21 protein-coding genes are annotated in these 20,405 nt (G+C 70.6%); 7 read left to right on the top strand and 14 right to left on the bottom strand.

All coding sequences use genetic code 11. The features are described 5' to 3' along the window. Positions 1 to 259 precede the first annotated feature (259 nt). On the top strand, positions 260 to 1,159 hold the full coding sequence (locus tag KIH27_RS01250) for a hypothetical protein (RefSeq protein ID WP_214091079.1): 900 nt from the start codon (positions 260 to 262) through the stop codon (positions 1,157 to 1,159). A 27-nt stretch (positions 1,160 to 1,186) separates the two neighbouring features. Here KIH27_RS01250 and KIH27_RS01245 read toward each other — a convergent pair whose 3' ends face one another. After that, positions 1,187 to 1,786: a riboflavin synthase gene (locus KIH27_RS01245; RefSeq protein WP_214091078.1), complete on the bottom strand. Its 600-nt coding sequence runs from the start codon at positions 1,784 to 1,786 to the stop codon at positions 1,187 to 1,189. Positions 1,787 to 1,838: 52 nt separating this feature from the next. On the opposite strand from KIH27_RS01245, the gene KIH27_RS01240 reads away from it, so the two are divergent. Further along, positions 1,839 to 2,537 (top strand): LppX_LprAFG lipoprotein, encoded by a 699-nt coding sequence (locus tag KIH27_RS01240; RefSeq protein ID WP_372451282.1) that lies wholly within the window; start codon positions 1,839 to 1,841, stop codon positions 2,535 to 2,537. Beyond that, positions 2,537 to 4,060, top strand: coding sequence for an MFS transporter (locus tag KIH27_RS01235; RefSeq protein WP_214091076.1), 1,524 nt, complete (start codon positions 2,537 to 2,539; stop codon positions 4,058 to 4,060). Before KIH27_RS01240 ends, KIH27_RS01235 begins: the two co-directional genes overlap by 1 nt. Here KIH27_RS01235 and ribD read toward each other — a convergent pair. The 4 genes from ribD to fmt are packed head-to-tail and all read right to left on the bottom strand — an operon-like array spanning position 4,057 to position 8,116. Continuing rightward, positions 4,057 to 5,064: a bifunctional diaminohydroxyphosphoribosylaminopyrimidine deaminase/5-amino-6-(5-phosphoribosylamino)uracil reductase RibD gene (gene ribD / locus KIH27_RS01230; protein ID WP_214091075.1), complete on the bottom strand. Its 1,008-nt coding sequence runs from the start codon at positions 5,062 to 5,064 to the stop codon at positions 4,057 to 4,059. The genes KIH27_RS01235 and ribD overlap by 4 nt on opposite strands. Further along, entirely contained in the window at positions 5,064 to 5,738 is a 675-nt protein-coding gene (gene rpe / locus KIH27_RS01225) for a ribulose-phosphate 3-epimerase (RefSeq protein WP_214091074.1), read from the bottom strand. Before rpe ends, ribD begins: the two co-directional genes overlap by 1 nt. A gap of 30 nt (positions 5,739 to 5,768) precedes the next feature. Next, positions 5,769 to 7,190, bottom strand: coding sequence for an RsmB/NOP family class I SAM-dependent RNA methyltransferase (locus KIH27_RS01220; RefSeq protein WP_214091073.1), 1,422 nt, complete (start codon positions 7,188 to 7,190; stop codon positions 5,769 to 5,771). Next, positions 7,187 to 8,116 carry a methionyl-tRNA formyltransferase gene (gene fmt, locus KIH27_RS01215; protein WP_214091072.1) on the bottom strand — a complete coding sequence of 310 codons (930 nt, stop codon included), beginning with the start codon at positions 8,114 to 8,116 and terminating at the stop codon, positions 7,187 to 7,189. Before fmt ends, KIH27_RS01220 begins: the two co-directional genes overlap by 4 nt. Positions 8,117 to 8,252: 136 nt before the next feature. Here fmt and KIH27_RS01210 point away from each other — a divergent pair, with 136 nt between their 5' ends. Continuing rightward, entirely contained in the window at positions 8,253 to 9,206 is a 954-nt protein-coding gene (locus KIH27_RS01210; protein WP_214091071.1) for an alpha/beta hydrolase, read from the top strand. A 2-nt stretch (positions 9,207 to 9,208) separates the two neighbouring features. Here KIH27_RS01210 and KIH27_RS01205 read toward each other — a convergent pair whose 3' ends face one another. From KIH27_RS01205 to KIH27_RS01195, 3 genes are all read right to left on the bottom strand, one after another. Then, a complete protein-coding gene (locus KIH27_RS01205; protein WP_214091178.1) occupies positions 9,209 to 11,155 on the bottom strand; it encodes a primosomal protein N' in 1,947 nt (648 codons plus the stop codon). Positions 11,156 to 11,251: 96 nt separating this feature from the next. Then, a complete protein-coding gene (locus KIH27_RS01200) occupies positions 11,252 to 11,905 on the bottom strand; it encodes a vWA domain-containing protein (RefSeq protein WP_214091070.1) in 654 nt (217 codons plus the stop codon). Positions 11,906 to 11,937: 32 nt separating this feature from the next. Then, positions 11,938 to 12,651, bottom strand: a complete 714-nt coding sequence (locus tag KIH27_RS01195; protein ID WP_214091069.1) for a lysoplasmalogenase — start codon at positions 12,649 to 12,651, stop codon at positions 11,938 to 11,940. Here KIH27_RS01195 and KIH27_RS01190 point away from each other — a divergent pair. Both KIH27_RS01190 and KIH27_RS01185 read left to right on the top strand, forming a co-directional pair. Then, on the top strand, positions 12,650 to 13,591 hold the full coding sequence (locus tag KIH27_RS01190) for an alpha/beta hydrolase (RefSeq protein ID WP_214091068.1): 942 nt from the start codon (positions 12,650 to 12,652) through the stop codon (positions 13,589 to 13,591). The two genes, KIH27_RS01195 and KIH27_RS01190, sit on opposite strands and share 2 nt — an antisense overlap. Before the next feature lie 19 nt (positions 13,592 to 13,610). Beyond that, a complete protein-coding gene (locus tag KIH27_RS01185; RefSeq protein ID WP_214091067.1) occupies positions 13,611 to 15,089 on the top strand; it encodes a flavin-containing monooxygenase in 1,479 nt (492 codons plus the stop codon). On the opposite strand, the gene KIH27_RS01180 is transcribed toward KIH27_RS01185, so the two are convergent. Beyond that, entirely contained in the window at positions 15,074 to 15,313 is a 240-nt protein-coding gene (locus KIH27_RS01180; protein ID WP_214091066.1) for a hypothetical protein, read from the bottom strand. The two genes, KIH27_RS01185 and KIH27_RS01180, sit on opposite strands and share 16 nt — an antisense overlap. A gap of 44 nt (positions 15,314 to 15,357) precedes the next feature. Between KIH27_RS01180 and KIH27_RS01175 the strand changes: the two genes are divergently transcribed. After that, on the top strand, positions 15,358 to 15,939 hold the full coding sequence (locus tag KIH27_RS01175) for a CHAP domain-containing protein (protein WP_307856755.1): 582 nt from the start codon (positions 15,358 to 15,360) through the stop codon (positions 15,937 to 15,939). Between the two features lie 105 nt (positions 15,940 to 16,044). Here KIH27_RS01175 and metK read toward each other — a convergent pair whose 3' ends face one another. From metK to mihF, 5 genes are all read right to left on the bottom strand, one after another. Continuing rightward, positions 16,045 to 17,256, bottom strand: a complete 1,212-nt coding sequence (gene metK / locus KIH27_RS01170; RefSeq protein ID WP_214091065.1) for a methionine adenosyltransferase — start codon at positions 17,254 to 17,256, stop codon at positions 16,045 to 16,047. Positions 17,257 to 17,378: 122 nt separating this feature from the next. Beyond that, a complete protein-coding gene (gene coaBC / locus KIH27_RS01165; protein WP_214091064.1) occupies positions 17,379 to 18,638 on the bottom strand; it encodes a bifunctional phosphopantothenoylcysteine decarboxylase/phosphopantothenate--cysteine ligase CoaBC in 1,260 nt (419 codons plus the stop codon). A gap of 12 nt (positions 18,639 to 18,650) precedes the next feature. Beyond that, on the bottom strand, positions 18,651 to 18,962 hold the full coding sequence (gene rpoZ / locus KIH27_RS01160) for a DNA-directed RNA polymerase subunit omega (protein WP_372451281.1): 312 nt from the start codon (positions 18,960 to 18,962) through the stop codon (positions 18,651 to 18,653). Between the two features lie 75 nt (positions 18,963 to 19,037). After that, positions 19,038 to 19,655 (bottom strand): guanylate kinase, encoded by a 618-nt coding sequence (gmk, locus tag KIH27_RS01155; RefSeq protein ID WP_307856754.1) that lies wholly within the window; start codon positions 19,653 to 19,655, stop codon positions 19,038 to 19,040. 10 nt (positions 19,656 to 19,665) lie between these two features. Beyond that, positions 19,666 to 19,983 carry an integration host factor, actinobacterial type gene (mihF, locus tag KIH27_RS01150; RefSeq protein WP_003932123.1) on the bottom strand — a complete coding sequence of 106 codons (318 nt, stop codon included), beginning with the start codon at positions 19,981 to 19,983 and terminating at the stop codon, positions 19,666 to 19,668. Positions 19,984 to 20,405 lie beyond the last annotated feature (422 nt).

Genomic DNA, 20,405 nt, shown 5'->3' with positions numbered 1-20,405 from the left:
CACGCCGGGATCGACGCGGTTCGCTGTCCAGTATGAACCACCGCCGACCAGCAGCGGACACCGTCGCTGACTGATCGGGATTCGACGGCGGTCGACCGATGGACTTTCCCCATCCCGTCGGTGATTCCGTTCAGGGGCCGAATCGAACCCGCAGTGCTGTCACCGCGTCCCGTTAAAGTTGGCGAGGCCAGGGTTTCCGAACGACGAATCGCCAGCCGGCGAGGATCGCCATCAGCGCACCCCAAGGAGGACCCCCGTCATGGTCTGGGGAATCGTACTCGCGGTACTTCTGGTGTTGCTTGTCATCGGCGGCCTCATCGCCGGTGTTGTGAATCTCATATTCCCGTTCGGTCGGGCGCCGGCGTCGAATACAGAGCTCGCCGTCATTCTCGCCATCAGCTTCTTCACATTGCTATTGACAGTCTTGATGGCGGAACTGGGCGGCGCCTGGTTCGTCTTACCCATTGCGGTGGGGTTGACGGCGGTGTCGATCATTCGTCATTCGGCGCCGGTGCTTGAGACCGACGAACAACGTCGAATACGTGTGGCCGAAGAGGGGAGACGTGCTGCCGCCCGGGAGAGAGTCGCAGCACGCAAACGGATTGATGATTTCGGTAAAGACGGACTCTCGCTCATCGCTCGTGCACAGCGTGCCGTTGACGGCATCATGGCGACGGAGGCCGCCCGAGACGGCTGGCTGGGCGACGCGGACGACCTGGATTTCTCTGCCGATTTGACGATGATCACCGGAACCCTGAAGCAAGCTCGCCGCATGGAGAAATTGGCCGCGAAGTCGAAGGCCATCCCCCGACCGAGTGACGAAGACACCAGCATGGTTCGCGACGCCGAACGCGCGGTCAAGCATCTGCGGAGCGCCGTCAAACAGCGTGCCCAGATACTCGACGACTGTGCTAGCCAAGCGCGCCATGTCGATCGAACCCTGGCTCAGGAACGCGAAGATGCGAGGCTCGCCGAACGTCGCGACGAGGCACGGCGTCAGCTTGCCGCCGAGCTCTACGGGGTTGAAGCCGCGCCGCCGGCTTCCCATTCGGACGCTGCCGATGCAGTGCAGGCCTACGTTGCGGCATTCCGCGAACTCAAGGGCGTCATCGATGAGCAACGCCGCCGCGAAATCACCAAGACGCTCGACTCGGACTGATTGGGTCGGCTGGTGGCATCAGAACTGCTACCGCTGCAGCAACCGCTCCACGTACTTCGCGATCACGTCCACTTCCAGGTTCACGACCGTCCCGACCGGGGCCCGACCCAGCGTCGTCAACTCCAGGGTGGTCGGAATCAACGACACCTCGAAGTAGTCGTCCCCGTCACGTCCGACCCCCGAAACCGTCAGCGAGATGCCGTCGACGGTGATCGAGCCCTTCTCCACCACGTAGCGGGCCAGCGCAGCCGGCAGCGCGACCCGCACCACCTCCCAGTGCTCGCCGGGTGTGCGGGCCAGCACCCGCCCGGTGCCGTCGACGTGGCCCTGCACGATGTGCCCGCCCAGCCGGCTGCCCAGTGCGGCGGCGCGTTCCAGGTTGACCGGGCCGCCGACCTGCAGCGATCCCAGACTGGAGCGGTTCAGGGTCTCCCGCATCACGTCGGCGGTGAACCGGCCGCCGTCCAGCACGTCGACCACCGTCAGGCAGACCCCGTTGACCGCGATCGAGTCGCCGTGGCGGGCGTCGGAGGTGACGGTGGGGCCCGCGATGAGCAGCCGTGCGGCGTCGGCCAGCTCCTCGCGGGCCACCAACTCACCCAGTTCCTCGACAATTCCGGTGAACATCACATCAGGCTAGGTCCCCGGCAAGGCTTCTCCACAGAGTGGCCTCGATACGATGTCTGCCATGCGCAGACTCCTCACCGCCCTGGTCGCCACGACCGCCGCCGCCACGCTGTTCACCGGTTGCTCCGGAAAGCACTCGGGCGGACCGCTGCCCGAAGCTGCACCGCTGGTCAAGGAGGCCAGTGCCACCACCGCCGGGATCAAGAGCGCACACCTGGTGCTGTCGGTGGCCGGCAAGATCAAGGGTCTGCCGGTGAAGACGCTGGAGGGTGACCTGACCACCGACCCGGCGACCGCCGCCAAGGGCACCGCGAAGATCACGCTCGGCGGCAGCGACATCGAGGCCAAGTTCGTCGTGCTCGACGGTGACCTGTACGCCGCGATGTCCGGCGACGACTACCTCGACATCGGCGCGGCCAAGGACGTCTACGACGTCGGCGCGATCCTCGACCCGAGCCGCGGGCTGGCGAACCTGCTGGACAACCTGACCGACGCCAAGTCCGTCGCCCACGAGAAGATCAACGGCCAGGACACGGTCAAGATCACCGGTGAGACCCCCGCCGACGCGGTGAACAAGCTGGCCTCCCAGCTGAAGGCGTCCGCGCCGATGCCGACCACGGTCTGGATCGTCGAGGGCGGCAACCACGACCTGGTGCAGGCGCAGCTGGAGCCCAGCGCGGGCAACTCGATCACGATGACGCTGTCCAACCCGAACGTCCCGGTCACGGTCGAGAAGCCGGCTGGGGTCTGATGCGGGCCAATCGCGGGCTGGCGATCAGCGCCGGCAGCCTGGCCGTCCTGCTGGGGGCGCTGGACACCTACGTCGTCGTGACGATCATGCGCGACATCATGGACGGTGTCGGCATCCCGATCAACAAGATCCAGCAGGTCACCCCGATCATCACCTGCTATCTGCTCGGCTACATCGCGGCCATGCCGCTGCTCGGGCGCGCCTCCGACCGGTTCGGCCGCAAACTGCTGCTGCAGCTGAGCCTGGCGGTGTTCGCGATCGGGTCGGTGGTGACCGCGCTCGCGATGGACCTGGACACGCTGGTGATCGGCCGCACCATTCAGGCGGTCGCCGCCGGTGCGCTGCTGCCGGTGACGTTCGCGCTCGGCGCCGACCTGTGGGCCGAACGCAACCGGTCGGTGGTCCTCGGCTGGATCGCCGGCGCCCAGGAACTCGGCAGCGTGCTCGGACCGCTCTACGGGATCTTCGTCGTCTGGGTGCTCCGCGACTGGCGCGACGTGTTCTGGATCAACGTGCCGATGACCCTGCTCGCCATGGTGATGATCCACTTCAGCCTCCCGCCGCGCGCCAAGGACGACGGGCCGCAGGAGCGGGTCGACGTGGTCGGCGGGCTGCTGCTGGCCGTGATCCTGGGCTTGCTGACGATCGGGCTGTACAACCCGGACCCCAGCGCCAAGCAGGCACTCCCCGACCACGGGGCGCTGTACCTGATCGGTGCCGCGGCCACGCTGGTGGCGTTCGCCGCCTGGGAGTTCTTCTCGCCGACCAAGCTGATCGACCCGAAGGGTGCCCGGTTCGGGCCGTTCCTGGCCGCGCTCGGCTCCTCGGCGTGCGCCGGGGCGGCGCTGATGGTCACGCTGGTCGACGTGGAGCTGTTCGCCCAGGGTGTGCTCGGGAAGGAACAGGACCAGGCGGCGATGATCCTGCTGTGGTTCCTGGCCGCACTGCCGATCGGCGCCGTGGTCGGCGGTGTCATCGCCACCCGGATCGGCGACCGGATCGTCACACTGATCGGCCTGCTGATCGCCGCCGGCGGCTACTGGTGGATCTCCACCTGGAACCTGGATCTGGTGACCCAGCGACCGGAGATCTTCGGTGTGGTCGTGCTGCCCGAACTGGTGGTGGCCGGCCTCGGACTGGGGCTGGTGATCGGTCCGCTGACCTCCGCGGTGATGCGGGTGGTGCCGGCCCGCGAGCACGGCATCGCCGCGTCCGGCGTGGTGGTGGCCCGGATGACCGGGATGCTGCTCGGGATGGCCGTGCTGTCGGCGTGGGGCCTGCACCGGTTCAACCAGATTCTTGCGGGGCTGCCCAAACCGCAGACCCGCGACCTGATCGAGATCGCGGTTGCGGTCGGCCACAACTCCCGCGTTGCGCTGTCGATGATGTACGGCGAGATCTTCACCATCACCGCCGTCGTCTGCGTGGTGGGTGCGGTGCTCGGGCTGCTGATCGGCAGCAACAAGACCCGCGTCGAGGACCCCGAGTCGGCAGCGGCCGAACCGGTCGTCCCGGTCGCCTAGTTGGGGACCAGGCTCAGCAGCAGGTCCGGTCCGATCTGCTGCAGGGTGTCGTAACGCCAGCGCAGCGCGCGGGCGATGTTCGGCACGCCGACGTCGCCGACGGCGGTGATCGGTCCGCCGAGCAGGATCGGTGCCACATACGCCAGGATGCGGTCGATCGCCCCGGCTCGCAGGAACGCCCCCGCCAGCGTGGGGCCGCCCTCGAGGATGACATCGGTGCGGTCCGAGAGTGCCCGCAGCACCTCCGCCGGGTCGTGGGTGCGGATCACCATGGTGCGGGAGTCGTCGTTGAGCACCTTGGCGTCCGTGGAGATCTCCCGATCTCCGACCACCACCCGCAGCGGCTGACGGTCGGCCAGGCTGCCGTCGGGCAGTCGGGCGGTCAGCGTCGGGTCGTCGGCCAGCACGGTGCCGGTGCCGACGACGATCGCGTCGGCGGCAGCCCGGCGGCGGTGCACGTCGGCCCGGGCCGCCTCGCTGGTGATCCACTGGCTGGACCCGTCCGCGGCGGCGCTGCGGCCGTCGATGCTGGCGGCGTACTTCCAGGTGACGTGCGGCCGGCCGGTGCGCTGCTTGTGCAGCCATTCCCGCAGTGGTCCGGTCGTCACGGCGTCGGCCTGCACCCCGGTGAGCACCTGCACGCCGGCGTCGGCGAGCCGGGCCGCCCCGCCCGCGGCGACCGGGTTGGGATCCGCGACGGCGTACACCACCTGCGCCACCCCCGCTGCCAGCAGGGCCTCGGTGCACGGCGGCGTCTTGCCGTGATGGTTGCAGGGTTCCAGGGTGACGACGGCGGTGCCACCGGCCGCCAGTTCCCCGGCGCGGCGCAGCGCCACCACCTCGGCGTGCGCCTGCCCGGCGGGCTTGGTGGCGCCGACGCCGACGACGGTGCCGTCGCGGTCGAGGATCACCGCGCCGACCGGCGGGTTGGGGTAGGTCGCGCCCTTGACCTTCTCGGCCTGCTCGATCGCGAGCGTCATCGCTGCGTCGAAGACGGTGCTCATCAGCGCAGATGTGGTGAGGCGGCCACCGCCTGGCGGCGCAGGGACTCGACCGCGGCGGCCGGGTCTGCGGCGCTGTAGACGGCGGAGCCGGCGACGAAGCAGTCCACCCCGGCCTCGGCGGCCTGTTCGACGGTGTCGGCGTTGATGCCGCCGTCGATCTCCACCAGGATCGAGAGCTCCCCCGCGTCGACGAGTTTGCGCACGGTCCGGACCTTGTCGAGCACCTCCGGGATGAACGACTGCCCGCCGAAGCCAGGCTCCACCGACATCACCAGCAGGGTGTCGAAGTCGCGCAGGATCTCCAGGTAGGGCTCCAGCGGGGTGCCCGGTTTGATGCTCAGCCCGGCTTTGGCGCCGGCGGCGCGGATGTCACGCCCGACGGCGACCGGGTTCTCGGTGGCCTCGGCGTGGAAGGTGACGTTGTAAGCGCCGGCCTCGGCGTAGCCCGGCGCCCAGCGGCCCGGGTCGTCGATCATCAGGTGGCAGTCCATCGGGATGTCGGTGGCCTTGAGCAGACTCTGCACCACGGGCAGTCCGAGCGTCAGATTCGGCACGAAGTGGGCGTCCATCACGTCGACGTGCAGCCAGTCCGCACCCTTGACCGCGGCGACTTCGTCGGCGAGGCGGGCGAAGTCGGCGGACAGGATCGAGGGGGCGATAAGGGGGTGCGACATGGGGTTAAGGGTAATCGGCGCAGTGCCGGGCTACCCCAGCACCCGCAGCGCTGCCGCGAACATCGCGTCGGTGCCGTGCCGGTGCGGCCACAGCTGCACGTAGGGCCCGTCCCCCAGTCGGTCGGTGGGCGCGAAGAACTCGCGGGTGTCCAGTGCCTGCACGCGGTGCCGGCGCAGCGCGTCGGCGACGACGCCGACGGTCTCGACCAGGTGCGGCGAGCAGGTTGCGTACAGCACCACCCCGCCGGGCCGGGTCAGCGCGATCGCCGCGCCCAGCAGTTCCCGTTGCAGCTTGGTCAGCGTGGGCACGTCAGCGGGCTGACGCCGCCAGCGCGCCTCCGGGCGCCGCCGCAACGCCCCCAGCCCGGTGCACGGCGCATCCACCAGCACCCGGTCGAAGCCTGGTTGCAGGCCGGCATCGCGGCCGTCGGCGGTCAGCACCTGCACCGGCAGACCGCGGGTGTTCTCCTCGACCAGCGCGGCCCGCTTGGCCGCCTGCTCCACGGCGGTGATCTGCGCGCCTACCCCGGCGCCGATCCCGCCCAGCAGCGCGGTCTTGCCGCCGGGGCCGGCGCACAGGTCCAGCCAGCGCCCAGTGTCGACGCCCTCCACGGGTGCCACCGTCAGCGCGCGGGCCACCAGTTGGCTGCCTTCGTCTTGCACCAGCGCCTGGCCGTCGCGCACCGGCGCCAGCAGGCCCGGATCACCGCCGGGCAGATACACCGCATACGGCGAATACCGGCCGACGGTGCCGTCCACCGCGGTGGCCAGGTCCGCTGCGGTCAGCGTTCCGGGTCGTGCCGCCAGGTGCACCTGGGGGCGTTCGTCGTCGCTGGCCAGCACCGCGTCGAGTTCGCCGGCGTCGGCGCCGAGCGCATCGGCGAACGCCTGGGCGATCCACCGGGGGTGCGCGTGGGTGAACGCGGCGTGGCCCACCGGGTCGGTCGTCGCATCCGGTGCGAGTTCGGCGACCCAGGACGCCTCATCGCGGGTGCTGATCGTGCGCAGCACGCCGTTGACGAATCCGGCTCGCGCCGAGTCGAACTCGATTCCGGCCTGCTCCACGGTGGTGGCCACCGCGGCGTGCTGCTCGACCCGGGTGCGCAGCAGTTGGTAGCTGCCCAGCCGCAGCAGATCCAGCAGCACCGGGTCGATCGCGCCGGGTGACCGCCCCGCCGCCGCGCTGATCACCGCATCCAGCAGCCCGCGGACCCGGCAGGTCCCGTAGGTGAGCTCGGTGGCGAAAGCGGCGTCACGACCGGTGATTCCGCGTTCCCGCAGCAGCGGCGGCAGCGCCAGGTTGGCGTAGGCGTCGCGTTCGGAGACCGCACGCAGCACATCGAAAGCAGCCTGCCGGGCGGGGTCCAGCGGCTTACGCCGGGGCCTGCGGTCGAATGACTTGCGGCCCGGCGCATTCCGGTCGGTCCGGTCGCCGCGGCGGGGGTGGTTCACGATGCGCGTACCTCCGCGTCGAGTCGGGCGCCGCGAGCCCAGTCGGCGGCGTCCATCAGTTTCTTACCCGGCGGCTGAATCCGCCCCAACCGGATCGGCTCCGATCCGGTGCCCACCCACACGTCGCGCCGGTCGGCATGAATCTCCCCGGGCGCCAACACTTCCGGTCCACCACCGAGCGACACCGGTCCGACCTTGACCCGCAGGTCGCCGATCACCGTCCAGGCACCGGGGTGCGGGGTGACGGCCCGGATCTGCCGGTCGATGACCTGCGCGGGAAGCTCCCAGCGCACCCGGGCGTCGTCGACGCTGATCTTCGCCGCGTAGCTGACACCCTCAGCCGGCTGCGCAACAGCGGTCAACGCGCCCTCCGCGACGCCATCGAGGGTGGCTTCCAGCAACTCCGCGCCGCTGTGCGCCAGCCGATCCAGCAACTCACCGGCGGTGTCGTCAGCCCGGATCGTCTCGGTGACCACCCCGTACACCGGACCGCTGTCCAGGGCCGGTTCGATCACGAACGTCGTCGCGCCGGTCACTGCGTCCCCGGCGGCGATCGCGGCCTGCACCGGTGCCGCGCCTCGCCACGCCGGTAGCAGCGAGAAGTGCAGGTTGATCCAGCCGCGGGGCGGCACCGCGAGCAGGCCGTCGCGCAGCAGCGCGCCGTAGGCGACCACCGGGCAGCAATCCGGGGCGAACTCGGCCAGTGCGGCGACCGACTCGGCGCCGTTGGGCTGCGCCGGTCGCAGCACCGGAATGCCGCAGTCCAGGGCCCGCTGCGCCACCGGTGACGGCTGCAGGTGCCCGCGCCGGCCTGACGCGGCATCGGGCCTGGTCAGCACGGCGACCACGTCGTGGTGCGGCGAATCGATCAGTCGCTGCAGCGAGGGCAGCGCGGTTTCGGGGGTGCCGGCGAAGACGAGACGCACCGGGACAGTCTAGGGACACCAGCCACGGCGGCGATGCGGGGAATTAACGGCCGCGTCACCCGGTTACTTAAATTTGCTTGGCTAATCAATTTTTTTCCCAGTTGTCCATCCCTTCAACTTTCCGGGAGTCCGCCCCATGAGTAACAGCACCGTTGTCACCGAGACCGTCGAGTCGGGCCCCAGCCTGGCCGCGCACGCCGTCGCCGAGGCCACCCGTCTGACCGTGGGCAACTTACTGTCGGTCGGTTACCGCGCCCTGCGGCTGCCGCTGCCGTTCGGTGCGATCGAGCACGTCGCGCATCTGCTCCCGGCCCCGGCCGGCACGCACCGGTCGTCGGTGGAGTTGCCGCACGCCCACGCGGAGCTGATCCGATCCCGCGGTGTGGCACAGCGCACCGGCCGGGTGGTGCTGTACTGCCACGGCGGCGCCTTCCTGTGCTGCGGGATCAGCACCCATCTCCGGCTGATCGAGCGGCTCTCGGCGTTCGCCGATGCCCCGGTGCTGGCGGTCAACTACCGGATGCTGCCCAAGCACACGGTGACGATGGCGCTCGACGACTGCGCCGACGCCTACCGGTGGCTGCGCAAGAACGGGTACGCCGCCGACCAGATCGCGATCGCCGGGGACTCCGCCGGCGGCTATCTGGCGCTGGCCCTGGCCCAGCGGCTGGTCCGCGAGGGTGAGGAGCCCGCGGCGCTGGCACTGCTGTCGCCGCTGCTGCAACTCGACGGCGACCGCCCGGATGCGCACGGCCCGATGCTGCCGCACAACGCGTTCGCCGCGCTGACCGCGCTGATCGAGGCGCACGACGGTGCCCTGTACGAGCCGCTGGACCACATCACCGCGGAGCTTCCCCCAACGCTGATCCACGTATCGGGTTCCGAGGAGCTGCTCTGCGACGCGCGGGCGGCGGCGGCCAAGCTGGCCGCGGTCGGAGTCGACGCCCAGCTGACGGTCTGGCCCGGCCAGATCCACGTGTTCCAGATCGGTGCCCCGCTGATCCCCGAGGCCACCCGGTCGCTGCGACAGATCGGCGAGTACATCCGGGCTGCGGTACCGGACGACGAGTGCTCGGAGCCGGCGGCCTGAACTCATCCGATGTGCAGCGGGTCGATCTGCACCCGCACCGGATGCTGCGATTGCCGGGCGCTGAGCACCCCGATCCCGTGCCGCAGTGCCGCGGCCAGCGCGGATCCGTGCTCCCGATCGGTCCGGACCAGCATCCGGATCACACCGAGCTCGGCGGGGACCCCCGGCGGCCGGCGCACCCCGGGCGGCAGTGGCACCGGGCCGAGCAGGTCCGCCCCGGCCGATAGCCGCGCCGCATCCAGCAGTGCTGTCACCGCGTCAGGGGCACCGTCCAGCGCGGCCATGTGCACGCTCGGCGGTAGCCCGACCTCGGCCCGGCTGGACAGTTCGGATTCGGCGTGGCCCACCGGATCCCAGCGGACCAGCGATTGCACGGTGCGGATCGCCGAGTCCGCGACCACGCTCACCAGCCCTCCCGCCTCCCGGGCGCGCACCAGGGCCGCCGCGGCCATCCAGCGCCGCAGCGTGTCCTCGGCGGCCCGCAGGTCCTGGCGGCCCAGCAGAGCCCAGCTGTCCAGCAGCAGCGCGGCCCCGTAGCCGCCGGGGGCATGCGGTTCGGCCCCGGGGGTGGCGATCACCAACGCAGGTCCGGGTTCGATGCGATCCACGATGGTCTCCCCCGCCGATGTCACCACCGCGATGCCGGGGAATGCGCGGCCAAGTTCCTCGGCGGTGCGACGGGCACCGACGACGACGGCACGCACCGCGTCCGAACCGCAACTCACGCAGCGCAGGGACGAATCGGCCCGGCCGCACCAGCGGCATTCGGCTGCCCCGGCGCCGCGCCCGGTCAGTGCCAGTGGCCCGGTGCAGTGCCGGCAGCGGGCGACCGTGCGACAGCGGGCGCAGGCCAGCGAGGGCAGGTATCCGCGGCGCGGCACCTGCACCAGCACTGGGGCGCCGGCCTGCAGCGCGGCCCGGGCGGCGTGCAGCGCCACCGTCGGCAGCCGGGCGGTGCGGGCGGCCGGGTCGCGCTCGTCGGCGTACCCGGTGTCATCGAGGGCCACCACCCGCGGGGCGACCGCGCGCACCGTCGCCCGCGGGGCCACCAGGTCGTGCGCCCACCCGCTGCGCACCAGGGCGTGCGCCTCCGCGGTGCGGGCATAGCCGCCGATCAGCGCGGCGCAGCCGGCCAGGTGCGCCCGCAGCATCGCCACCTCGCGGGCATGCGGATACGGGGCACGCGGTTCGGCGAGAGTGTCGTCGCCGTCGTCCCACACCAGCACCAGCCCCAGGTCGGTGATCGGGGCGAATACCGCACTGCGGGTACCGATCACCAGTCGGGCGGTGCCCCGCAGCGCCGCCAGCCAGCGCCGGTAGCGGGCGGCCGGTCCCAGCCCGGCCGACAGTGCGACGACACTCGTCTCGTCGATGCGTGCGGTGGCCGACAGCGTCAGCGCGTCGATGTCCCGCTGGTCGGGCACCACCGCCAGCACGCTGCGCCCGGTCTGGATGGTCTGCGCGGCCGCGTCGGTGAACCGCTCGGTCCAGGAATCCCCCGGCAGCACCTGCCAGACCGCGCGGGCGGCTCGGCCCTCCGCCAGCGCCGCCAGGAACTTCGCACCCGCCCCGTACCGCTGCCAGCCCGCCGGGTCCACCGGCGCGATCACCGGAAGCCCCGGCGCAGAGGGGGTTTCGCGTTCCACCCGAGCATGCCGGGGCGGTATCGCCAGCCGCAGCACGTCGGCCCGACTGCCGGCGTACCGGCCGGCGACGGCCTCCACCAGTTGCCGAACCTCCGGGGTCAGCACCGGTTCACCGGAGATCACCCGTTCCAGCCTGCCGAGCTTGCCGGTGTGGTCGGTGTCGTCGCGGCGCTCCAGCAGGAACGCGTCGACCAGTCGGCCGTGGAACCGCACCCGCACCCGCACTCCGGGCCGGGCGTCGGCGGCCTGCTCGGCGGTGACCAGGTAGTCGAACTCCCGATCCAGGTGCGGCACCGACAGCATCGGCAGCACCCGCGCGATGGGTCGCTCCACCCCGTCGCGGTGCTGGTCGTCGACGCTCACCACGCAGGTTTAGCAGACGCCACCGGGCCGGGCACCTCAGGTCGCGCTGTCACCCCTGGCCCGCCGGCGGTCCTCCTCGGTGAAACCGACCTCACTCGCCGATCCCACCGGCGCCGAACGCATCCGGTCCCGGACCCCCGTCACGGTCAGGAACGCACCCGCCACCCCGGTCGGCGACGCATCCCAGGTCAGTGAGCGGTGCGGCGCAAAACCGAGGTCGGCACCGACCGATACCGCGTCCATGTTGGCCCCGAGGAAGATGAACGTCCAGCCGTAGTCGTTCTCGTACTGCGAGATCAGTTGCCGCACACCGTCGCCGGTCCACTCGACGCTGGAGTTCTCCTCTCCGTCGGTCATCACGAGCACCGTGACACTGCCCGGACGGTCCGATTCCGGTCGAGCCGCGAGTGCGGCGCCGACGTCGGTGATCAGCCGCGCCAGCGAATCAAGCAGCGCCGTGCCGCCTCGAGGCTGCAACGCCAGCGCCGGAACGTCCGCGATCGGCCGGTCGGCGTACACCAGTTCGTACTCACCGTCGAACTGCGCCAGCGTCACCTGCGTGGTGGCTGCGGCGGCCCGCTCAGCGGCGATGAACGCGTCGAATCCGCCCTGCATGTCGGTGGCGATCGACGTCATCGATCCGGACCGGTCCAGCAGTGCCGCAATCAAACTCAGTTCGGAATTGGTCATGGGGTCCCCTCCTCATCGGTGTTGCCCGCAGACTAGCGACGGGCACCGACAGCGGAGCGGCCGAAGAAGAAGCCGGCGGTGATCGCCAACTGCGCGGCGGCGTAAAACCACCAGATCGGCGCGGCCAGTGCCTCATTGCCCAGCACGAACCGGCCGATGCCGATCATCGCGTCCGACACCGCGAAACACACCGCACCGATCGCCGTCCACCGGGTCGGCAGATCGGCCAGCAGCGCCGCGCACACCATTGCCCCCAGCACCGTCACATACACCGCCACCGGCACCGTCAGCTGTTCGCGGACCAGGCCCGGCCAGAACCACACCAGCAGACCCACGCAGGCCGCACCCACCGCCGCGGCTCCGGCCAGTCGCCCCGGCGACACCACCGCCAGCGGCAGCAACGCACCCAGGTAGCACAGGTGCGCCACCAGAAACGCGGCCAGCCCGGCCACGAACGACGGCTCCCACCACGGGATCGCCAGCAGCCAATCACCGGCCGCCGAGAAGACCAGCGCCGGGATCAGCCACCGGGCGTCGCGCAGGATCGGGTGCGCGGCCGCGGCGACCGCCAGCAGCGCCGCCATCGCCGCCTTGCACGCCGGCTGCCCGAACCAGTGCCCGGTCAGCGGATCACCGGGCGGTGACCGCAGCGCCAGCACCGTCAGGGCGACGCCGTAGCCCACCCCGGCCCAGCCGGCCGCCACCCAGGCCCGGGACACCAGCGGCGGTGCGTACGGTGTGTCCATGTCTGGTGACGCTGAATCCGCTATCGACCCCATAGTGCGCAAGGTACTGGACCTCGTCCCGTACCGGTTGACTCTTGACGACGGGATCGACGCCGCGCGCGCCGCCCTGCGGAACCTGCCGCGTCGCCCGGTCTATCCGGAGCTGCCCGCCGAGGACCGCATGATCCCCGGCCCCGGCGGTGACCTGCCGGTGCGCATCTACCGGCCGACCGGCCTCGGTGAACCGGCCCCGGTGGTGGTGTTCTTCCACGGCGGCGGTTTCGTCGCCGGCGACCTCGACACCCACGACGGCACCGCCCGTCAGCACGCGGTCGAGGCCGACGCGGTGGTGGTGTCGGTGGATTACCGGCTGGCCCCCGAGCATCCCTTCCCCGCCGCGGTCGAGGACGCCCTGGCGGCCACCGAGTGGGTCGCGGCGCACGCCACGGAGCTGGGCGTGGACCCGGCCCGGCTGGCGGTCGCCGGCGACTCGGCGGGCGGCAACCTGGCGGCGGTCGTCGCGCAACTGGCCCGCGACGCCGGCGGCCCCGGCATCTGCTTCCAGCTGCTCTGGTATCCGGCCACCAGCTACGACACCAGCCTGCCGTCGTTCACCGAGAACGCCGAGGCCCCGATCATCGACGGGAAGGCGCTGGCCCAGGTCACCCTCGCCTACGCCGGCCACGTGGATCTGAGCAATCCGCCGGCCACCCTGGCGCCGGCCCGCGCCGCGGACCTGGCCGGGCTGCCGCCGGCCTACATCGCGGTCGCCGGCCACGACCCGCTGCGCGACGACGGCATCCGCTACGGCGAACGGCTGGCCGCCGCCGGGGTGCCGGTGCAGGTCGACAACGCCACAACCCTGGTGCACGGCTTCCTCGGCTACGCCGGCGTCATCCCGGTGGCCACCGAGGCGACCGACCGCGGGCTGGCGGCACTGAAAGCGGCGCTGCACGGCTGAGTCGCCCCTACAGTGAGGTATGGCCGTACCTGACCACCACATCCTGATCGTCGGCGCGGGTTTCTCCGGCATCGGCTCGGCGATCGAACTCGACCGGGCCGGCATGTCCGACTATCTGATCGTGGAGGCCGGCGACGGGGTCGGAGGCACCTGGCACTGGAACACCTATCCCGGTATCGCCGTGGACATTCCGTCGTTCTCGTATCAGTTCTCGTTCGAGCAGAGCCCGGCGTGGTCGCGCACCTACGCACCCGGCCGGGAGTTGAAGGCCTACGCCGAGCACTGCGCCGACAAATACCGCATCCGCGACCGGATCCGGTTCAACACCAAGGTGCTCTCCGCCGAGTACGACGACGCGGACTCGCTGTGGCGGGTGCAGACGGACCCGGGCAGCGAAGTCACCGCCCGGTTCCTGGTCAACGCCAGCGGCGTGTTGACGACGCCGAATCCGCCCGACATCGCCGGAATCGACACCTTCGACGGTGTCCTGATGCACACCGCCCGCTGGGATCACGCTCAGGATCTGACCGGCAAGCGGGTGGCGGTGATCGGGACCGGCGCCTCCGCGGTGCAGGTGGTCCCGGAGATCGCGCCGATCGTCCAGCGGCTCAACGTGTTTCAGCGCACGCCGATCTGGTGCTTCCCGAAACTCGATGTGGCGCTGCCGAAGGCCACCCGTGCGCTGATGCGGCTGCCCGGCGGTATGACGCTGCAGCGACTGGTCAGCCAGGCGTTCGTCGAGGCGACGTTTCCGATTGCAGCGCAGTACTTCACGGTGTTCCCGCTGGCCAAGCTGATGGAGTCGGCGGGTCGGGCATACCTGCGCCGTCAGGTGCGCGACCCGGTGGTGCGGGACAAGCTCACCCCGCGCTACGCGGTGGGCTGCAAGCGTCCCGGCTTCCACAACACCTATCTGTCGACGTTCAACCGCGACAACGTGCGGCTGGTCACCGAGCCGATCCGCGAGATCACCCGCACCGGGGTGGTCACCGCCGACGGTGAGCACCACGAGGTGGACGTGCTGATCCTGGCCACCGGGTTCAAGGTGATGGACACCGACAGCGTCCCGACGTTCGCGGTCACCGGCGCCGGCGGGCGGTCCCTGAGCGCGTTCTGGGAGCAGCACCGGCTGCAGGCCTACGAGGGTGTCAGCATTCCGGGCTTTCCGAACCTGTTCAGCGTGTTCGGGCCGTACGGCTACGTCGGCTCGTCGTATTTCGCCCTGATCGAGACGCAGACCCATCACATCATCCGCTGCCTCAAGCAGGCCCGGCGCCGCGGCGCCACCCGGGTGGAAATCTCCGCGGCCGCCAACGACCGCTATTTCGCGGAGATGATGCGCAAACGGCACCGGCAGGTGTTCTGGCAGGACAGCTGCCGGTCGGCGAACAGCTACTACTTCGACCGCAACGGCGACGTCCCGCTGCGGCCCGCCACCACCGTCGAGGCGTACTGGCGCAGCCGCCGGTTCGACCTCGACGACTACCTGTTCAGCTGACCGTCCGGATCACCGTCGTACAGCTCACCGGAGTCCGGTGTCCAGGCCGGCGGCGGAACCACCGGCCGGGGCCCGCCCAGCGCCGCCCGGTAGGAGTCGGTCCCGTCGCCGACCGACCGGTCCGGGAAGCCCTTCGCCCGCACCCCGCGCACGAATGCCACCAGGACGGCGCCGGCGCCGATCACCAGGAATCCGATCAGTGCGATCTGTGCGACGGCGATCATGGCGTCGAACCTATCCCAGCGCGGGCCTCGGCTAGCGTGGGGCGGTGCGCAGAACCCTGACCCGCCCGCGCTACTGGCTGCCGCTGCTCACGGTGATGCTGGTCGCAGCGGCGCTGTGCTGGTGGCAGCCGTGGCGGCCGGCCACCGCGATCGAGGGCACGCGGGAGGCGACGTTCCCGGCCGTCGACACCGCCGGACTGGACCCGGCGCGGATGCAGATCGTCGAGCAGGCGCACGCCCAGTTCGACGCCCGGCACCGGGGCGCGTTCTACTCGCAGGGCGTCGAGGAGCCGTGGTGCGCGGATTTCGTCAGCTGGGTCATGAACGCCGCCGGACAGCCGCTGACGAACCCGAACTCCGGGTCGTGGCGGATTCCCGGGGTGGCGACGCTGCAGGAGTTCTACGAGGCCGCCGGACGGTTCCAGCCGGTCGGGGCTTACCGGCCCCGAGTCGGCGACGTGGTGCTCTACGGCGAACCCAGCCCGTTCGGTCAGCACACCAACATCGTGCTCGGCTACGACGACGGGGTGCTGACGACGGTAGGCGGCAACGAGGACCGCGGCGTCAGCGTGCACCGGTTTCCGCTGGCCGGCGATCCCGGCGTGCTCGGCTTCGGCACGCTGTAGCCGGTCGACGCGAGCAGACGCCACAGACGCCAGAGCCCCCGTTTCGGCGGCGAAACGGGGGCTTCGGCTGGGGGCACCTCCCGCTTGCGCGGGACTGCTGGGTGACTAGATCGCGCGCTTGAGCTCGTCGACCTTGTTCAGCCGCTCCCACGGCAGGTCGATGTCGGTCCGGCCGAAGTGGCCGTAGGCCGCAGTCGGCGCGTAGATCGGCTGCAGCAGCTCCAGGTCGCGCACGATCGCACCCGGCCGCAGGTCGAACACGTCGCCGATCACCTTCTCGATCTTGACCGGGTCGACGGTCTCGGTGCCGAACGTCTCCACGAACAGCCCGACCGGGGCGGCCTTGCCGATCGCGTAGGCGACCTGCACCTCGACGCGCTGCGCCAGTCCGGCGGCGACGATGTTCTTGGCGACCCAGCGGGTGGCGTAGGCCGCCGAGCGGTCCACCTTTGACGGGTCCTTGCCGGAGAACGCGCCGCCACCGTGCCGCGCCCAGCCGCCGTAGGTGTCGACGATGATCTTGCGGCCGGTCAGACCGGCGTCGCCCATCGGCCCGCCGACGACGAACTTGCCGGTCGGGTTGATCAGCAGTCGCACCTTGGAGGTGTCCATGGTCTCGTGGCCGAGGTCGCGCAGCACGCTGTCGATCACGGCCTCTTTGATCTCCGGGGCCAACTGGGCGTCCAGGTCGATCCCGTCGGCGTGCTGGGTGGACACCACCACGGTGTCCAGCCGCACCGGGGTGTGGCCGTCGTACTCGACGGTGACCTGGGTCTTGCCGTCCGGGCGCAGGTACGGCAGCACGCCGTTCTTGCGCACCTCGGTCAGCCGCCGGGCCAGCCGGTGGGCCAGCGCGATCGGCAGCGGCATCAACTCGGGCGTGTCGGCGATGGCGTAACCGAACATCAGGCCCTGGTCGCCGGCGCCCTGGGCATCCAGCGGGTCGGAGGCCTTCTCCACGCGTGCCTCGTGCGCGGTGTCGACACCCTGCGCGATGTCCGGCGACTGGGCGCCGATACCGATGTTCACGCCGCAGGACGCGCCGTCGAAGCCCTTCTCCGAGGAGTCGTAGCCGATCTCCAGGATGCGCTCGCGCACGGTGTTGGTGATGTCGGCGAACGCCTCCTTGGCGCTGGTCGTCACCTCGCCCACCACGTGCACCTGGCCGGTGGTGACCAGGGTCTCCACCGCCACGCGCGACTTCGGGTCGCCGGCCAGCAGTGCGTCGAGCACCGAGTCGCTGATCGCGTCACAGATCTTGTCGGGATGTCCTTCGGTCACCGACTCACTGGTGAACAGCCGACGATGTTCGCTCACAATGTCACCCTTCCGTGCTTGCGCACCGTGAAAAATTAGGCTCGGAAAATATAACGTTCATCGGTCCCGGCGTCGCCCCCCGGCCTGCCCCCAAACGTCAGGCCACCACCGTAGCAGTGCCGCTAACAGTCGTGCCCGTGCAGGAACTCCGCGATCGCGTCCACGATCCGGCTGGCCATCAGCGTCTTCGATCCGGGCTCCAGTGCCGATTCGGTCCCGTCGGCGGCCAGCAACCATCCGTCGTTGTGGTCGACCTCGAACGCCCGGCCATCCCCCACCGCATTGACCACCAGCAGGTCGCAGGCTTTGCGGCGCAGCTTGGCCCGGGCGTGGAACAGCACGTCGCCGTGCTCGTCGCCGGTCTCGGCGGCAAAGCCGACGATCGCGGCCATGTTGGGCAGCTGGCCGTCGGCACGCGCCCGCACCGCACCGGCCAGCACGTCGTCGTTGCGGACCAGTTCGATGGTGGGCGCCGCGGTGGAGTCGGGGTTGTCCGGGGTGTCCTTCTTGATCTTGGCTTGGGCCATCTGCGCGGGCCGGAAATCGGCGACCGCGGCCGCCATCACCAGCACGTGGGCTTCCGGGGCGTGCTTGGAGACCGCGTCGCGCAGTTGCTGGGCCGAGCTGACGTGCACCATCTCGACGCCGGCCGGGTCGATCAGGCCTGCTGTGTGCGCGGCGATCAGCGTGACCTCGGCGCCGCGCTGCGCGGCCACCCGGGCGACCGCGTATCCCTGCTTCCCTGAGCTGCGGTTGCCGATGAAGCGCACCGGGTCGATCGGCTCGCGGGTGCCGCCGGCGGTGACCAGCACCCGGCGGCCGGCCAGGTCGTGCGGCAGGGCGTCGGACCGCTCCAGCAGCAGCGACGCGAACGTGTTGATCTCCTCGGCCTCTGGCAGGCGGCCGGCGCCGCTGTCGGTGCCGGTGAGCCGGCCTGAGGCGGGTTCGAGGACGACGGCACCGCGCTGACGCAAGGTGGCGACATTCGCGACCGTGGCCGGGTGCTGCCACATCTCGGTGTGCATGGCCGGTGCGAACAGCACCGGGCAGCGGGCGGTGAGCAGGGTGGCGGTCAGCAGGTCGTCGGCGCGACCGGCGACGGCGCGGGCCAGCAGATCCGCGGTGGCCGGTGCCACCACCACCAGGTCGGCCTGCTGGCCGATGGCGACGTGCGGAACCTCGGAGACGTTGTCGAAGACCCCGGTCTGCACCGGGTGCCCGGACAGCGCCTCGAAGGTGGCAGCCCCGACGAACCGCAGCGCCGACTCGGTGGGGATGACCCGCACCTCATGGCCGGCTTCGGCGAGCTGCCGCACCACGGTGCACGCCTTGTAGGCGGCGATGCCCCCGGAGACGCCGACTACGACGCGTTTACCGTCCACCGACGCTTCCTGCTACTCGCCTTCGGTGTATTCGAGCAGGTCGCCGTGGATCTCACGCAGTGCGATCGACAGCGGCTTCTCCTGCAGGCCGGGCTCCACCAGCGGCCCGATGTACTCGAGGATGCCCTCCCCGAGCTGGTTGTAGTAGTCGTTGATCTGCCGGGCGCGCTTGGCTGCGTAGATCACCAGGGCGTACTTGCTCGACGCACGCTGCAGCAACTCGTCGATCGGCGGGTTGGTGATGCCCAGCGGCGTGTCATAGCCGCCGATCAGCGCCGGGTCGAACTCGGTTTCGGTGGCCGTGCCGGCCTGCGAGGTGCTCACTGAAGACAATCTCCTGGCGATAAATAGTGCTGAGTTTTCAAGACTTCTGGTTGCGTCCGGTGCTGCCGGGGCCGCTCACGTCGGGTCCGGCGCAGTTCCCATCAGCAACGATACCAATTCTGAGCAGGCATTTTCCAATCGGCGGTTCACGACGACCCGATCGAAGTCGCCCTGGGCCGCCAACTCGGTGCGGGCGGTGCCCAGCCGGCGCTCCCGCACCTCCGCGGATTCGGTGCCGCGGCCGACCAGTCTAGCCTGCAGCGTCTCCCAATCCGGCGGTGCCAGGAACACCGTGAGCACCGTCGGGAGGGCCCGCTTGATGGCCCGGGCTCCGGCCAGGTCGACCTCGATCAGCACCGGGCGCCCGGCCGCCGTGGCATCGGCCACCGGGGCCGCCGGGGTGCCGGACCGCTGCAACCCGCCGTGGATGTCGGCCCACTCCAGCAGCTGATCCGATTCAATCAGCCGACCGAACTCCTCGGCGGTCACGAAGTGGTAGTCGACGCCGTCCACCTCGCCGGGCCGCGGGGCCCGGGTGGTCGCCGAGACGCTGAAGTACAGGTTCGGAATCCGCTCACGCAGGCAGCGAACCACCGTCGATTTGCCGACCGCAGACGGACCGGACAGCACGACCACGCGCCCCGCTGTGGGGGCCCGGTCACCTACGCTGCCCGGTCCGCTGCCGGCACTCACCGTAGTCAGGTTAGGAGAAGTCGAACTTCTCCAGCAGCGCCTTGCGCTGCCGGTCGCCCAGGCCACGCAGGCGGCGGGTGGGGGCGATCTCGAGCTCGGTCATGATCTCCTGCGCCTTGACCTTGCCGACCTTCGGCAACGCCTCGAGCAGCGCCGAGACCTTCATCTTGCCCAGAACCTCATCGGTCTCGGCGTCCTTGAGCACCTGCTTGAGGTTGGTGCCGCCGCGCTTGAGCCGGTCCTTGAGCTCGGCTCGGGCCCGACGCGCGGCCGCAGCCTTCTCCAACGCGGCGGCGCGCTGCTCGTCGGTCAACTGGGGAAGGGCCACGATTCCTCCGTCTCATCAGCATCGACACCTGTCGATGTTCGGTTGTCTGGGCCGGGTACTCCAGCCAGCGACGACGACCGTACTCACGCCGTCTGACGAAATCTAACCCCACCCCCCGATTCCGGCTACAAACCCCCAGCGTGCGGCGTCGTGGAGCGCTTCCCGCCGAGCCCCGCCGGTCGCCCCGCCGGCTGCCGCCACACCCGGCGTCACAGCGGGCGATCGACCCGCAAACACCGATCCCACCTGCGGTTTTCCTCGGAAAGTCGGGATGGTGCCGTCGGCCCGGCCGCCCGGTCACCGGGCGGTCGAAGGCTGTCCGCACCCGAACCGGCATTGATTTCACCGCTCACGGCGTGTCGCGCGTGTCGCCGCACGTCCTACGCCGGCTCCATGGATCCGGACCCCCGCTCAGCGGCGCG

The sequence above is a fragment of the Mycolicibacter acidiphilus genome, assembly GCF_018455725.1.
Taxonomy (GTDB): domain Bacteria; phylum Actinomycetota; class Actinomycetes; order Mycobacteriales; family Mycobacteriaceae; genus Mycobacterium; species Mycobacterium acidiphilum.
The sequence above is the reverse complement of the archived record's forward strand: the minus strand, read 5'-3'. Positions and strand labels throughout refer to the sequence as shown.